The sequence below is a fragment of the Stenotrophomonas sp. YJH_SMC_110 genome (assembly GCF_059369255.1).
Window position 1 is genome coordinate 226,370 of sequence record NZ_JCAFSM010000003.1, and the last position, 14,691, is coordinate 241,060.

General features: G+C 65.2%; 12 protein-coding genes. All 12 read right to left on the reverse strand.

Annotation, left to right across the window (positions count from 1 at the left end; translation table 11 throughout):
* Window positions 1–563 precede the first annotated feature (563 nt).
* The 12 genes from AC5P6H_RS08215 to AC5P6H_RS08270 all read right to left on the reverse strand — a co-directional run bounded on the left by AC5P6H_RS08215 (window position 564) and on the right by AC5P6H_RS08270 (window position 14,680).
* Window positions 564–887: a hypothetical protein gene (locus AC5P6H_RS08215; RefSeq protein ID WP_495202510.1), complete on the reverse strand. Its 324-nt coding sequence runs from the start codon at window positions 885–887 to the stop codon at window positions 564–566.
* A gap of 71 nt (window positions 888–958) precedes the next feature.
* Complete coding sequence (locus AC5P6H_RS08220; RefSeq protein WP_495202511.1) at window positions 959–1,339, reverse strand: hypothetical protein; 381 nt, start codon at window positions 1,337–1,339, stop codon at window positions 959–961.
* Window positions 1,340–2,040: 701 nt separating this feature from the next.
* Window positions 2,041–3,606, reverse strand: coding sequence for a glutamine-hydrolyzing GMP synthase (gene guaA / locus AC5P6H_RS08225; protein ID WP_005413109.1), 1,566 nt, complete (start codon window positions 3,604–3,606; stop codon window positions 2,041–2,043).
* Window positions 3,603–4,082, reverse strand: coding sequence for a hypothetical protein (locus AC5P6H_RS08230; protein WP_495202539.1), 480 nt, complete (start codon window positions 4,080–4,082; stop codon window positions 3,603–3,605). Before AC5P6H_RS08230 ends, guaA begins: the two co-directional genes overlap by 4 nt.
* 107 nt (window positions 4,083–4,189) lie before the next feature.
* The gene (guaB, locus tag AC5P6H_RS08235; RefSeq protein ID WP_032958143.1) at window positions 4,190–5,647 is read right to left on the reverse strand and encodes an IMP dehydrogenase; all 1,458 of its coding nucleotides are present in this window, start codon (window positions 5,645–5,647) and stop codon (window positions 4,190–4,192) included.
* 291 nt (window positions 5,648–5,938) lie between these two features.
* Window positions 5,939–6,817 carry a bifunctional methylenetetrahydrofolate dehydrogenase/methenyltetrahydrofolate cyclohydrolase FolD gene (folD, locus tag AC5P6H_RS08240; RefSeq protein WP_069117134.1) on the reverse strand — a complete coding sequence of 293 codons (879 nt, stop codon included), beginning with the start codon at window positions 6,815–6,817 and terminating at the stop codon, window positions 5,939–5,941.
* Window positions 6,818–6,994: 177 nt separating this feature from the next.
* The gene (locus AC5P6H_RS08245; protein WP_069117135.1) at window positions 6,995–8,827 is read right to left on the reverse strand and encodes a monovalent cation:proton antiporter-2 (CPA2) family protein; all 1,833 of its coding nucleotides are present in this window, start codon (window positions 8,825–8,827) and stop codon (window positions 6,995–6,997) included.
* Between the two features lie 343 nt (window positions 8,828–9,170).
* Window positions 9,171–10,307, reverse strand: a complete 1,137-nt coding sequence (gene moeB / locus AC5P6H_RS08250) for a molybdopterin-synthase adenylyltransferase MoeB (RefSeq protein WP_495202512.1) — start codon at window positions 10,305–10,307, stop codon at window positions 9,171–9,173.
* 174 nt (window positions 10,308–10,481) lie between these two features.
* Window positions 10,482–11,879: a ribosome biogenesis GTPase Der gene (gene der / locus AC5P6H_RS08255; RefSeq protein WP_014646861.1), complete on the reverse strand. Its 1,398-nt coding sequence runs from the start codon at window positions 11,877–11,879 to the stop codon at window positions 10,482–10,484.
* A gap of 17 nt (window positions 11,880–11,896) precedes the next feature.
* A complete protein-coding gene (bamB, locus tag AC5P6H_RS08260) occupies window positions 11,897–13,105 on the reverse strand; it encodes an outer membrane protein assembly factor BamB (protein WP_046430197.1) in 1,209 nt (402 codons plus the stop codon).
* Window positions 13,105–13,743, reverse strand: a complete 639-nt coding sequence (locus AC5P6H_RS08265) for a YfgM family protein (RefSeq protein ID WP_014646859.1) — start codon at window positions 13,741–13,743, stop codon at window positions 13,105–13,107. The genes bamB and AC5P6H_RS08265 overlap by 1 nt, the downstream gene beginning before the upstream one ends.
* 64 nt (window positions 13,744–13,807) lie before the next feature.
* Window positions 13,808–14,680 carry a RodZ domain-containing protein gene (locus AC5P6H_RS08270; RefSeq protein ID WP_032960759.1) on the reverse strand — a complete coding sequence of 291 codons (873 nt, stop codon included), beginning with the start codon at window positions 14,678–14,680 and terminating at the stop codon, window positions 13,808–13,810.
* Window positions 14,681–14,691 lie beyond the last annotated feature (11 nt).

Consider the following 14,691-nt stretch of genomic DNA (forward strand, 5'->3'; position numbering starts at 1 on the left):
TTAGAACCTCCATGGAGAACTCATGGGGGTTTTCAACGTGCCACGCTGCGGAAAATCTCAGCGAAGTGTCGATATGAATTCTCAGAAGTGATCTTGCGACGACCATGTTCCAAGAATTGATGGCAGACACAAATGCACTGGTAGTACTGGCATGGCGCTTCGTAGCCGCGAGGGCTAGGAAATCCAATGGGAACATAGGGCTCCCGGGAGGAGAAACCAGTTCGATCATGATGCGCTTTAACTGCTGCGAATCACTTGCCAGCTCCTCAAGGGACACGGTTACCTTCTTGCTGTGCGTGAGATCCGTCATGAGCTTGTTTGCGGTGCCAACGTGTGAGTTAAGCCGATCCGCGAAGCGAGTCCGGCTTGAATATAGTTTCTAGTCGCAATGCCGTGAAGATGAAAACTGCAACCTCATTTTCTGCGAGAATCAAGATTCCAACAGGCATGTCGCGGCGCTGGCCCACAATTCCCAGTGTCCTTTAGGGGAAAGGAACGGACATTTACAATGCAAGAATTAGGCCGTGCCACGAAATTTCTTCGACTTGAATGAATCGCCAGGCTCACACCTGATACTCCAGCGTTGCGTGACTACGGCCGGCAGCTTTCTCTAGCAGGACAATCAGTTGGTCATTGAGCTTGATGTAGCCGGGAAGGCTGCGGCTGCCACCATTGAAGCGAATTTGATAATACTCACCATATCCCGCATTGCCATAATAGATCTCGGCCTCAAATCGCTCACCATGAGGGAGCGTAACTAAGACATGCTTGTGATCAAGCCTGAGAGAGAGCAACTCATCATGGGTGAGCTGACTCTTTGGGATGGTGATGGGATGGCCAGAAGCATGCAGAAACGACTGGTTTGCCGTGAACTCGAAGCTCGCCATATGCCCTCCCCTGCGAGGCTCCAAGCCAAAAAAAAGCCGGGCCGCGACGCGGATTTGGATTGAATGAATCTTTATGCTCGGTCGTGCCTATTGGCCCAGTAGTCATGCACTTTGTTGAACTCAGATATCCAGCAAACCAACGGATCCGTAGTGTTCCTACCTAGAGATCTGGCCAACTCGAAGAACCCCGGCCCGGGCTGCATATCGCCAGACTTGTGTACGACGATAGCAGTAAGCATACCTCGACCGGCCTTGTCCTCGTCGCTGCTGATCTCCCCGAGAAGATGAAACAACCTCGCGTCATGTGGCTCTAGGCGGAGCGCACTAATCTGGCCGACGAGCTCAGAGTAGGCAATCGTGCCTTTGCGCGTCGCAACATCAACGAGGATAGCTTTTGCTTGCTGCCTAGCCGCATCCCATTGCGCACTTTCAAATCCGTAGTCGTTGAGCATCAGTCCCTCGTTAGCGCGCTACTATCCAATAACCGGCCCCTTGGTTCGGTCAAATGACCTATCCGCAAAGCAACCTGTGGTTGACCTTCCCCCCTTTGTACAACTGGATCTTAGTGCAGCCATGCCCTCCTAGAATGCACTGTCGCGTGGTTCCCCCGATATGCCGTATTCAGAGCACACCATGATTTGGGATCGTTCCTTGACGCGGATTGATCTTAGAGTCTCAATCTCCGGCCGACAACTCGGCATTTAACATTATCCGGAGAGGCTTGACCACCGACCAAAGCCCCAGTCGACACCCGTTCGGGTCAAAAAGGGCCGCGGCCTTGCAACCAGCAGCCTGGCAATTCTTTGCCGAGGAGCCGCTTACCCAGTAGCTGCTTCTCCCAAGAACCCCATTGAGAAATCGAATAAACATCAGGTCAACTATTCCGTCCAGGTGGGTCTTGGCTTGTATCTCGTCGGGAAGGTGTCGAGCTAGGAACTGGTAGAGCGCCGGGCTGAAATTGTGCGTCTTCAGATGGGTCAATTCGTCGAGCAGCGCATAGTCGATGCCCTCTCAATGCACGCGTACCAGGTCCCCCTTGCGGGCGATGGGACCTGTGGAAGACGACCTGCCCACTATCTCCCATTCGCCTGATGAATAGATAGCGGGCACGACCAACAACAAGGGCGCCTCTCGGCGCCCTCGTTCTCTCAACTCATTCCCACTCAATGGTCGCCGGCGGCTTCCCCGAGATGTCATAAACAACCCTCGACACCCCCCGCAACTCATTGATGATCCGGTTGCTCACCGTACCCAGGAACTCATACGGCAGATGCGCCCAATGCGCCGTCATGAAATCAATCGTCTCCACGGCACGCAGCGCAATCACCCACTCATAAGCGCGCGCGTCACCCACCACGCCCACCGACTTCACCGGCAGGAACACGGCAAACGCCTGGCTGGTCTTGTCGTACAGATCGGCCTTGCGCAGCTCATCAATGAAGATGGCATCGGCCTTGGCCAGCAGTTCAGCGTATTCGCGCTTCACTTCGCCCAGAATGCGCACGCCCAGGCCCGGGCCCGGGAACGGATGGCGGTAGACCATGGTGCGCGGCAGGCCCAGCTCAACGCCCAGGCGGCGCACTTCGTCCTTGAACAGCTCGCGCAGCGGCTCCACCAGGCCCAGCTTCATGTGCTCCGGCAGGCCGCCCACGTTGTGGTGGCTCTTGATCACGTGCGCCTTGCCGGTCTTGCTGCCGGCCGACTCGATCACGTCCGGGTAGATGGTGCCCTGCGCCAGCCACTTGGCGTTCTTCAGCTTGTTCGACTCTTCGTCGAAGATCTCGACGAACAGGTTGCCGATGATCTTGCGCTTGGCTTCCGGGTCGCTCACGCCTTCCAGCGCGGCGAAGTAACGGTCGGCGGCATTCACGCGCACCACCTTAACGCCCATGTGCTCGGCGAACATCGCCATCACCTGGTCGCCTTCCTGCCAGCGCAGCAGGCCGGTATCCACAAACACGCAGGTCAGCTTCTCGCCGATGGCCTTGTGCAGCAGCGCAGCCACCACGGACGAATCGACGCCGCCGGACAGGCCCAGGATCACTTCGTCATCGCCCACCTGTTCGCGCACGCGGGCGATCTGGTCATCGATGATGTTGGCGGCGGTCCACAGGGTCTGGCAGCCGCACACGTCCACCACGAAGCGGCGCAGCAGCGCCTGGCCCTGCAGGGTGTGGGTCACTTCCGGGTGGAACTGCACGCCGTACCAGCGCTTTTCTTCGTTGGCCATGGCGGCCACCGGAATGCGGTCGGTGGTGGCGGTGATGGTGAAGCCCGGCGGTGCCACGGAGACGTGGTCGCCGTGGCTCATCCAGACATTCAGCTTCGGCTCGCCGCCGTGGTCGCTCAGGCCCTTGAACAGTGCATCCGGGTTGATCACGTTCACTTCGGCGTGGCCGAATTCGCGCTGGTCAGCGGCTTCGGTAGCACCACCCAACTGGGCGGCCAGGGTCTGCATGCCGTAGCAGATGCCGAAGATCGGCAGGCCGCTGTCGAACACTTCCTGCGGCGCGGCCGGCGCACCCGGCAGCGTGGTCGATTCCGGGCCACCGGACAGGATGATGCCCTTGGCGCCAAACGCGGCAATCTCGGCCGGGTTGTGGTCCCAAGCCCAGATTTCGCAGTAGACGCCCAGCTCGCGGATGCGGCGGGCGATCAGCTGCGTGTACTGCGCGCCGAAATCGAGGATGAGGATCTTGTCGTTATGGATGTTGGTCATGGTGCCGTTCCAGTGGTGTTTTTCGCAGCGCCCGGCGCTTCAAGGCTCTGCATCAGCGTGGCGATGAACGCCTCGCGTTGTTGAATATGTGAGGGGTCTTCCTCGTCCCAGCGCAGCATCAGCAGGCCATGCGGTGCGTTGGGGTTGGCGCGATCAGCGCGCGGCAGCTCGGCGATTTCCTGCACTTCGGTGCCGGGCACGATGCGCCGTTGAAAGGCGCGCATCGGGTAACCGGAATCCACGGCGTTGCCCCAGAACGCGGACTGTACGCTCATCCGTTTCGGCTCCAGTGGCCCCAGCTCGGCGGTGACCACGGGGTCTTCAAGCCTGTCACCCAGATCGGTAACGCACCGCAGGATGACCTGCAGCGGACGCTCGCCGGCGCCCTTCAGCAGCCAGCGCTGCTCGCCAGCGGCCTGCACCTGCCAGCCCTTCGGCAGCGAGAACGCGTTCTGGCACGCCTGCACGTCCTGCAATTGCGAAACCGCCGCGCCCGGAGACCCGGAGCGCGGCGGCGGTTCGGACAACGAACAGCCTGCCATCAGCAGGCTGCCCGTAATCGCAAGAGCAGTTCGCAAGCGCATCAGGCGCGGTAGTTCGGCGGCTCTTTGGTGATCGTCACGTCGTGGACGTGGCTCTCACGCTGGCCGGCGCCGCTGATCTTCACGAACTTGGGCTTGCTGCGCATCTCGTCGATGGTGGCGCAACCCACGTAGCCCATGGTGGCACGCAGGCCGCCCATCAGCTGGTGGATGATGCCGCCCACCGGGCCGCGGTACGGCACGCGGCCTTCGATGCCTTCCGGCACCAGCTTGTCGGCGGTGGCGGCGTCCTGGAAGTAGCGGTCCTTCGACCCCTTCTCCATTGCAGCCAGCGAACCCATGCCACGGTAGCTCTTGTACGAACGGCCCTGGTACAGCTCGGTCTCGCCCGGCGATTCCTCGGTACCGGCCAGCAGGCCGCCGACCATGATGGTCGAGGCACCGGCGGCCAGCGCCTTGCCGATGTCGCCCGAGTAGCGGATGCCACCGTCGGCGATCAGCGGGATGCGGTCCTGCAGCGCTTCGGCCACCAGATCAATGGCGGTGACCTGCGGCACGCCGACGCCGGCGACGACGCGGGTGGTGCAGATCGAGCCCGGGCCGATGCCGACCTTCACGGCGTCCGCGCCGCTGTCCAGCAGCGCCAGTGCAGCTTCGCCGGTGCAGATGTTGCCACCGATGACCTGCACGTTCGGGAAGTTCTTCTTGACCCAGCTGACGCGGTCCAGCACGCCCTGCGAGTGGCCGTGCGCGGTATCGACCACGATCACGTCCACGCCGGCGGCGACCAGCGCTTCCACGCGGCGATCGGTATCGCCACCCACGCCGACGGCAGCGCCGACCAGCAGGCGGGTCGACAGATCCTTGGCAGCGTTGGGGAAGTCGGTGTTCTTCTGGATGTCCTTGACGGTGATCAGGCCACGCAGTTCGAACGAATCATTGACCACCAGCACCTTTTCGATGCGGTTGCGGTGCAGCAGCTGCAGCACTTCGTCAGACGCGGCGCCTTCCTTGACCGTGATCAGGCGATCCTTCTTGGTCATGATGTGGCGGACCGGATCGTCCAGCTCGGTCTCGAAGCGCATGTCGCGGTGGGTCACGATGCCGGCCAGCTGGCCGTCGCTGCCCACCACCGGCACGCCGGAGATGTTGTGCGCCTGGGTCAGGGCCAGCACGTCGCGGATGGTGGTTTCCGGGCCGACGGTGATCGGGTCGCGGATGACACCGGCCTCGAACTTCTTGACCTTGGCCACTTCCGCGGCTTGCTGTTCCAGGCTGAGATTCTTGTGGATGATGCCCATGCCGCCGAGCTGGGCCATGGCGATGGCCAGGCGGGCTTCGGTGACGGTGTCCATCGCGGCGGACAGGATCGGAAGCTTGAGCTTCAGGTCTCGGGTCAACCGCGTTTCGAGGTTGACGTCCTTGGGCAGGATGGTCGAGTGGGCGGGGACGAGCGAGACGTCGTCGTAAGTGAGTGCTTCAGCCTGGATGCGCAGCATCGGCATACCCGAGATGTGGGGAAGCGCGACATTTTACCCCTTTTTCGCGCCGCGTGGCAGGGGGTAGATGCGACGCAGTGTCGCGCCGGCGGCGATTGGTTCAGGGCGACGGACCGGGGCCACGCGCCTCTTGGGAACCCCCACGGAACCGCCTTTGGTAGGTGCCAACCTTGGTTGGCACGATCCGTCCGGCACCGGCACCCCAGATGGGCCGATGGCCCCGATGGATGTGTGCCAACCAAGGTTGGCACCTACCAGGAGCAGGCCAACGGTTGCCCCCACCCCAAAAGGTCAGCTCAGCGCTTCCGCCGCTTCCAGGGTGTTCTGCATCAACGTGGCCACGGTCATCGGGCCCACGCCACCCGGCACCGGGGTGATCCAGCTCGCCCGCTGGGCAGCCGCCTCAAACCCGACATCGCCCACCAGGCGGCCGTCATCCAAGCGGTTGATGCCGACGTCGATCACCACCGCGCCCGGCTTCACCCACTCGCCCGGCACGATGCCGGGGCGGCCTACCGCCACCACCAGGATGTCGGCGTTGCGCACGGCCTGTTCCAGCACGTCCTTGGGGGTGAACTTGTGGCAGCTGGTCACGGTGCAGCCGGCGATCAGCAGCTCCAGGCCCATCGGGCGGCCGACATGGTTGCTCACGCCCACGATGGTGGCGTTGCGGCCGCGCACCGGCTGGTCGGTGTGGCCCAGCAGCGTGGTGATGCCGCGCGGGGTGCACGGGCGCAGGCCGAACTCGCGCAGGGCCAGGTGGCCGACGTTTTCCGGGTGGAAGCCGTCCACGTCCTTGCGCGGGTCGATGCGCTGGATCAGCCGGCGCGCATCGGGGATGCCCGGCAGCGGCAGCTGGATCAGGATGCCGTTGATCTTCGGATCGGCGTTGAGCTGGTCGATCAGCTCGAGCAGCTCGGCCTCGGTGGTACCGGCCGGCAGATCGTAGTCGTGTGCCTCGATGCCGACCTTCTCGGCGGCACGGCGCTTGTTGCGCACGTATACGGTCGAGGCCGGGTCGCCACCGACCAGCACCACGGCCAGGCCCGGGCGGCTGCCACCGGCCGCCACGCGGGCGTCGACGCGCACCTTCAGGCTGTCGAGCAGGTCCTCGGCGATGCGGCGGCCATCAAGGATGCGGGCAGGGTGCTGGGGGGCGGAATCGGTCATCGGGAGCAGGCGTGGGGCGGCGGGGACGCTATTGTCCCTGATTCAGGCCCCCTCGCCCACCGCAGGATGGGGTCCTGACGGGGTCGGATCCCTTTGCCACAGGCAAAGGGCTCTGACCCCAGCACGACGTAGCGGGTCAGAGCCCTTTCCGCTGGAAAGGGATCCGACCCGCAAACGTTATTCTTCCTCTTCCGGCACGTCCTGCGGGTTCAACGTCTTGCTTGCCCGCTTCGGCGCGGTGAACGGCGTCGGCGTCGGCACGCCCTGGGCTGAATTGCCGAACACCATCTTGGCGCCGGCATTCAAGCCACCACCGGCAATCTCCAGCTCGAAACGCTCGGCATCGCGGCGACGGATCTGCTCGGCAATCTCCACCGCGTCGTCTTCATCCGCACCCAGTTCCACCAGCGCGGCCTGGCCGAACAGCACCGCCGACTCAAACGTCTCGCGGATCTGGAAATCGACACCGGCATGGATCAGCCGCAGCGAATGCTCGCGGTCGAACGAGCGCACCATCAGCTTGGCCTGCGGGAACTCGTGCGACACCAGTTCGACGATGCGGTCGGCGGCCTCGGCCTTGTCCACGCACACCGCAATCGCACGCGCGGTGGCCGCGCCCGAGGCATGAAGCACGTCCAGTCGCGTACCGTCGCCGTAATAGATCTTGAAACCGAAACGCGCGGCGCTCTGGATCATCTCCACGTCGTTGTCGATGATGGTCACGTCCACATCGCGCGCCAGCAGCGACTGGCTGGCGACCTGGCCGAAGCGGCCGAAGCCGATCAGCAGCACACTGCCGGACAGACCCTCGGCCTCGTCCACGCCGTCCATGTTCACCGTCGGCTTCGGCGCGATGCGCTTGTAGACCAGCACCACCAGCGGGGTCAGCGCCATCGACAACACCACCACGGCGGTGAAGTTGGCATTGATCTCCAGGTTGATCACACCGGCCGATGCCGCGGCAGAGAACAGCACGAAGGCGAACTCGCCGCCCTGCGCCATCAGCACGCCGCGGTCCAGCGCCTGCGCGTGGTCGCTACCCATGATGCGCGCCACCACGTAGATGCACAGCGCCTTGGCGACCATCAACGCCAGCACCAGGCCGAGGATCAGCTGCCAGTTGCCAGCCACCACGCCCAGGTCCAGCGCCATGCCCACGCTGAGGAAGAACAGGCCCAGCAGGATGCCGCGGAACGGTTCGATGTCCGCCTCGATCTGGTGGCGGAAGGTCGACTCGCTCAGAAGCACGCCCGCGAGGAACGCGCCCATCGCCATCGACAGGCCGGACAGCTGCATCAGCAGCGCCGCGCCCAGCACCACCAGCAGCGCGGCGGCGGTCATCACCTCGCGCGCCTTCGATTCGGCCAGCACGCGGAACAGCGGATTGAGCAGGAAGCGGCCGACCAGCACCAGGCCGACGATGGCGCCGACGCCGATCGCTACCGACAGCCAGCGCGAGCCCTCGCCGTCGGCACTGCCCGCGCTCGGGCCCATCCACGCCACCAGCGCCAGCAGCGGCACGATCAGCAGGTCTTCGAACAGCAGGATGGAGACGATCTTCTGCCCCGACGGCAGCGCGATGTCACCGCGCTCGGCCAGCAGTTGCATCACCACTGCGGTGGATGTGAGCACAAAGCCGGTGGCACCGATGAAGGCCACCTGCCACGGCAACCCGAACAGCTTGGCGATGCTGGTCAGCACCAGCGCACAGGTGACGATCTGCAGCGTGCCCAGCCCGAAAATTTCCTTGCGCAGGCTCCACAGGTGCGAGGGCCGCATCTCCAGGCCGATCACGAACAGGAACATCACCACGCCGAGTTCGGCGGTATGCAGGATCGCCTGCGGGTCGGAGAACCAGCCCAGCCCGAACGGTCCGATCGCCAGGCCAGCGGCGAAGTAGCCCAGCACCGAGCCCAGGCCGGCGCGACGGAACAAAGGCACCATCACCACCGCCGCGCCCAACAGGGCGACGACCTTGACCAGCTCGCTGGTCGCTGCTTCTACCGCCATGCGGTGTGTTCCCCAAGATCCAGAATCGCGTTCAACAATAGAGCAATGCCGATGACGGCAATAGCACGCATGTTGCGCCGGATTGTCTTGGAGATGGAACGATACCGGGAGTGACCCCCAGCATCATCCCGAAACCATGCATCCGCGTCGGTGGGTGCCAACCTTGGTTGGCACAACCACAACCTGTAGAGCCGAGCCCACGCTCGGCTGCTCTTCGTGCCGAGGCCAGAAGCAGCCGAGCATGGGCTCGGCTCTACAGTAGATCCACGCCATGCGTGGATGAATCCCCGGCCAGGTTCCCCGCCGTGGATCCACGCCATGCGTGGATGACGCCCGGCCGGGTTCACCCACCCCGGCAGAACGCGGCGTAATCGATATATCCCGGGAACGGCACGCCCGGCGCGCACACCGGGCAATGCGGGTCCGGCCGGATGCCGGTCTCACGGAAGCGCATGCCCAGCGCGTCGAAGCGCAGCAGGCGGCCAACCAGCGGCTCACCGATGCCCAGCAGCAGCTTCAGCACCTCGGTCGCCTGCAGCACGCCCGCCAGGCCGGGCAGCACGCCCAGCACACCGGCCTCGGAACAGTTCGGCGCGAACTCCGGCGGCGGCGGCTCGGGGAACAGGCAGCGGTAGCACGGCGCCACGCCGCGCTGGCGGCCAGCGTCAAACACGCTTACCTGGCCGTCAAAGCGCTCGATGGCGGCATACACCAGCGGCGTGGCGTGCTTGATGCAGGCGTCGTTGAGCAGGTAGCGCAGCGGGAAGTTGTCCGACCCATCCAGCACCACGTCCACGCCCTCCAGCAGCGCATCCACGTTCTCGGACGTGACCCGCTCAGGCACCGCCTCGACGTCGATCGACGGGTTCAACGCCAGCAGCCGCTCGCGCGCCGAATCGACCTTGAACTGGCCGACGCTGGCTTCGGTATGCACGATCTGGCGGTGCAGGTTGCTGCGCTCCACGCGGTCGTGGTCGGCGAAGCGCAGGTGCCCTACCCCGGCGGCGGCCAGGTAGAACCCAGCCGGTGCGCCCAGCCCACCCGCGCCCAGCACCAGCACGCGCGACTGCTGCAGCCGGCGCTGCCCGGCCTCGCCCACCTGCGGCAGCAGCAGGTGGCGCGAATAGCGATCAAAGAAGTCACGGTCGGCAGCACTGGCCAGCGGCTGCACCAGCGGCAGCGACTGCTCGCGCCAGGCCACGGTGCCGCCCGTCACGGAAGCCACGTGGGTGTAGCCGGCCTCCAGCAGGAACTGCGCGGCATCGGCCGAGCGCTTGCCGCTCTGGCAGATCAGCAGGATCTCCTGGTCATGCCGCGGCAGATGCGCGGCCGGGTCGGCCTGCAGCTCGCCCTTGGCCACGCCGCGCGCGCCCTCGGCCATGCCGCCGGCCCGCTCGTGCGCCTCGCGCACGTCGATCAGCACCGCGCCATGGGCCAGGCGCTCGCGCGCCTGCGCGGGGGAAAGCTCTTGGATGCTCATGGCGGCATTATCGCGCACGTGGCGGCAGGCCGCGTTGACCGATACCTGCAAACATGGGTAGTGCCGGCCGCTGGCCGGCATGGCCATGAACGCACCGGACGACGCGAGGTTGCCGGCCAGCGGCCGGCACTACCACAAACAAGAAAGGCGGCCCTGCGGCCGCCTTCTCGTGAATCACTTGCCCTTGACGTGCTTCATCAAGCGCCGCTTGGCCTTGACCTGCCGCTCGGTGAGGACGTTCTTCTTGCCCTCGTACGGGTTGGTACCCTCGCGGAAGATGAAGCTCACCGGCGTGCCTATCAGCTTGAAGCGCTTGCGGAAGAAGTTCTCCAGGTAGCGCTTGTACGACTCCTGCAGCTCCTTCAGGCGGGTGCCGTGCACGATGAAGGTCGGCGGGTTGGAACCGGCCGGGTGCACGTAGCGCAGCTTGGAGACGTGGCCGCGGATGGTCGGCGGCGGGTTGGTCTCGTAGGCCACTTCCAGCGCCTTGTTCACTTCGCTGGTGGTGAAGGTCTTGTTCGCCGATTCGTGCGCGCGGTGCACCGCGCGGAACAGCTCACGCAGGCCCGAACCATGCTTGGCCGAGATGCGCACCGACTCGGCCCACGGCACGAAGCCCAGCTTCAGCGACAGCATGGTTTCGGCCTGCTCGCGCTGGTACTCGGTCAGGCCATCCCACTTGTTGATGGCGATCACCAGCGCGCGGCCGGCATCGAGCACGGCACCGAGCACGGTGGCGTCCTGGTCGGTCACGCCTTCGGTGGCGTCGAGCATCAGCACGGCCACCTGGCACTGCTCGATCGACTGCATGGTCTTGACCACCGAGAACTTCTCGACGACCTCGTCCACGCGCGACCGACGGCGCAGGCCGGCGGTATCGATCAGGCGGTACTCGCGGCCATCACGCTCCAGGTCCACCGCGATCGAGTCGCGGGTGGTGCCCGGCACGTCGGAGGCGATCATGCGCTCCTCGCCGAGGATGCGGTTGACCAGGGTCGACTTGCCCACGTTCGGGCGGCCGACGAAGGCGATGCGGATGCGGTTCGGATCGTTGTCCAGCTCTTCGCCGCTGCCTTCTTCCGGCAGGCGCTGGATCACTTCGTCCAGCAGGTCGTCCAGGCCCTGGCGATGCGCGGCCGACACGGTCAGCATCTCGCCGAAGCCGTAGCGGGCGAACTCCGAACGCACGGTGTCCTCGTCTGTGCCGTCGATCTTGTTGATCAGCAGCAGCGTCGGGCGCGACAGCTTGCGCAGCCAGGCCAGGATCTCGTCGTCCATCGCCGAGGTACCCTCACGGGCGTCGACCACGAACAGGATCAGGTCGGCTTCCGCCGCAGCGGCGCGGGCCTGGCGGGTGGTAGCCCCTGCCAGACCCTCTTCCTCTTCCGCGATACCGCCGGTGTCGACGACGAGGAAATGATTGTCCTCGTCCAGCCGGCAGACACCGTAGTTGCGGTCGCGGGTGACGCCGGGCTGGTCATGGACCAGCGCGTCACGGGTGCGGGTAAGCGCATTGAAAATAGTCGACTTGCCGACATTCGGCCGTCCAACCAGGGCGACCAAAGGCAGCATCGCGATTACTCCAATTTTTAATTTGCCAACCGGAAGGCGGTCAGCTTGCCATCAACGTTCTGCACCAGCAGCACCCCGTCTGCGACGACCGGCTGGGCCAGCAGGGCGTCGCCGCCACTTTTTGCCCGTGCCGCCATCGCACCATCGGACGCCTGCAACCAGTGCACGTATCCCTTGTAGTCGCCGACCACCACGTAGTCGCCGTGCAGCGCCGGGCCGGTCAGCGATCGACGGGCCAGCGCGGTCTGCGACCACATGGCCGCGCCGCTGGCCTTGTCCAGGCCGAACACGCCGCCCTTGTTGTCGGTGACGAACACATTGCCCGACGACACCGCCACGCCACCGGCACCGCCATGGTCGCGCGCCCACAGCGGGCGACCGGTCGGGCCTTCGATGGCCATGGTCTGGTTCTTGAAGCTGCTCACGTAGAGGGTGTTGCCCTCCAGCACCGGAGCGCCGTCGACGTCGGCCATGCGCTCCAGCTCGGTGCGGCCTTCGCCGTTGCCGAGGTTCTGTTCCCACAGCGTGCGGCCATCCTGCTGGGCCAGGGCCGCAACCGCGCCCTCGTCCTTGCCGATGAACAGCACGCCCGGGCCGGTCACCACCGGCGCGTTGCCACGCACGGTCAGCGCCGGCAGCTCGCTCGGGTTGAACCACTTCTGGGTGCCGTTGCCGGCATCGAAGCCGGTAACGCGGCCGTCGTTGCTGCGCACGTAGACCATGCCCTGGGCCACGGCCGGCGCGGCGATGACTTCACCCGGAACACGGGCGCGCCACTTCTCACTGCCATCGTTGATATCCAGCGCGATGACCTGGCCATCCAGCGTGCCGATCACGACCAGGTTCTCACCGACACCCGGGCCGCCGGACAGGCGCAGCTTCGCCTTCTTCTTTTCCTTCTTCGGCTCCCAGGTCCAGACCTTCTTGCCGGTCTGCAGGTCGATGGCGTGCACGCCACCGGTGATCGCGGCAGCAAACACGTGGCCGTTGGCGACCGCCGGGCCCTGGCGCACGCCGATGCGGCGCTCGCCCTTGCCGAGGTTGACCGACCAGGCCTTGCTGACCTTCACGGTCGGCTCGAACTTGACCAGCTCAGCCGGTTCCTGTGCCTTCTTCGCGGCCGCGTCCTTGCCGGCGAACCAGCCCTTCATGGTGCTGCAGCCGGTCAGGGCCATGCCCATCAGGAGCACGGTGGCGACGCGGGTGATCATGACCTTCTGACTCATCAAACCGACTCCGCAGGGGCGGCGACGGTGCCGCCGGCGTCCATAACCTTGGTTTCCAGCAGGCGCCGCTGCGGCGCTGCCACGTCCAGCGTCTTCAGCGCCTTCTCGTACTGTGCACGGGCCTCATCACGCTTGCCCTGCGCCATCAGCGCATCGCCATGGATTTCCAGGCTGCTGCTGTCGGTCGCACTGCCCAGCAGCTTGATGGCCTCGTCGCTCTTGCCGGTGGCCACCAGCAGGCGGGCCACACGCTGGTCGACCACGCGCTGCAGGTCACCTTCGACCTTCACATTGCGCAGGGTTGCCAGTGCCTCTTCATTCTTGCCGGCGTCGACCTGGGCCTTGGCCAGCTGCAGCGCCGCGAGGTCGCCGTAGATGCTGGACGGGCCGGCTTCGAGCGCCTTGACCGCCTTGGCGGCATCGTCAAGCTTGTTCTGCTGCAGGCCCTGCAGGGCCTTCTGGTACTCGACATTGGCCGAGGCCAGCTTGCCGCCCTGATCCTTCTGGTACCACTGCCAGCCGGCAATGGCACCGATGGCGATGACTACGCCACCGAGGATGCTGGCGCCATTCTTCCGCAGCCAGCTGCGGACGCGTTCACTTTGTTCGTGCTCGTCGAGCAGATCGTCGATCGCCATGCGTACTCTCGCCCCGCCCGTCGGGAGGGACCATTGGGATTATCGAAGGTGGTGAAACCGCGCCTCAGTGCGAAACCGGGACAACGGAGCCTTCAGAGGATACCTGAAAGCGTGCCACGTTGGCTCGCTGGTAGGGGGTCAGATCGACGATAGCGCCGTTCTGCTGAACCTGGACCGCCGAGGCGTTGCCCAGGGTCACCCGGGTCACCTGGCCCGGCGTGAAGCTGCGGGTCTCGCCGGACCTGATCAGCGCCTTCTCGACGGTGCTGCCGTCCGGGCCGCCGATGTCGACCCAGCTGTCGCCGCTGAACTGCATTTCCAGCGCGTTGCCGGCAGCCGCCGGAGCCGGCGCCGGGCGCGGCACCGGGGCCAGCGAGGCCACGTACGGGGTGGCCGCGGGCTTGCTGGCCGGGGCAGTGGCCGCTTCGGCCGGCGCAACAGCCTCGGCACCGGCCGTGGACGGGGTGACCGGCACGGCGGCCGGGATCACATCCAGCGAGGCGGTGCTCGGCGACGGGGTCGCGCTGCCGTCGAAGTGGCCACGGGTGGCGAACCACACCGGCACCGCCAGCACGGCGGTGATGCCGACATACAGCACGCGCCGGCCGAGGTTCTCGGCGATGCGGCGCGCACGCGGGGTATGGGTATGGCTGACCAGGGTGGGCGGAACCACCGGGCCGACCTGGGCCTGTTCCAGCAGCTGGCCGACATCCACGTCGAGCAGGCGCGCATAGCTGCGCAGCTGGCCACGCACGAACACCGGCGCCCCCAGCTTCTGCCATTGTTCCTCTTCCAGCGACTTGACCACCTGGACCGGCATGCGCAGGCGCGAGCCGACATCTTCGAGGGTCAGTCCGGCCGCTTCGCGGGCCTGGCGCAGGCGGGTGCCGCAGCCGGCCGCAGTCTCGAGAGCGCTCACAGTCTGGTCATCAATCACAATGCATCAAC

What these genes read in the sequence shown, in the direction of transcription:
- AC5P6H_RS08215 (WP_495202510.1), bottom strand. Translation starts at nt 887, where the DNA reads ATGGCGAGCTTCGAGTTCACGGCAAACCAGTCGTTTCTGCATGCTTCT.
- AC5P6H_RS08220 (WP_495202511.1), bottom strand. Translation starts at nt 1,339, where the DNA reads ATGCTCAACGACTACGGATTTGAAAGTGCGCAATGGGATGCGGCTAGG.
- guaA (WP_005413109.1), bottom strand. Translation starts at nt 3,606, where the DNA reads ATGACCAACATCCATAACGACAAGATCCTCATCCTCGATTTCGGCGCG.
- guaB (WP_032958143.1), bottom strand. Translation starts at nt 5,647, where the DNA reads ATGCTGCGCATCCAGGCTGAAGCACTCACTTACGACGACGTCTCGCTC.
- folD (WP_069117134.1), bottom strand. Translation starts at nt 6,817, where the DNA reads ATGACCGATTCCGCCCCCCAGCACCCTGCCCGCATCCTTGATGGCCGC.
- AC5P6H_RS08245 (WP_069117135.1), bottom strand. Translation starts at nt 8,827, where the DNA reads ATGGCGGTAGAAGCAGCGACCAGCGAGCTGGTCAAGGTCGTCGCCCTG.
- moeB (WP_495202512.1), bottom strand. Translation starts at nt 10,307, where the DNA reads ATGAGCATCCAAGAGCTTTCCCCCGCGCAGGCGCGCGAGCGCCTGGCC.
- der (WP_014646861.1), bottom strand. Translation starts at nt 11,879, where the DNA reads ATGCTGCCTTTGGTCGCCCTGGTTGGACGGCCGAATGTCGGCAAGTCG.
- bamB (WP_046430197.1), bottom strand. Translation starts at nt 13,105, where the DNA reads ATGAGTCAGAAGGTCATGATCACCCGCGTCGCCACCGTGCTCCTGATG.
- AC5P6H_RS08265 (WP_014646859.1), bottom strand. Translation starts at nt 13,743, where the DNA reads ATGGCGATCGACGATCTGCTCGACGAGCACGAACAAAGTGAACGCGTC.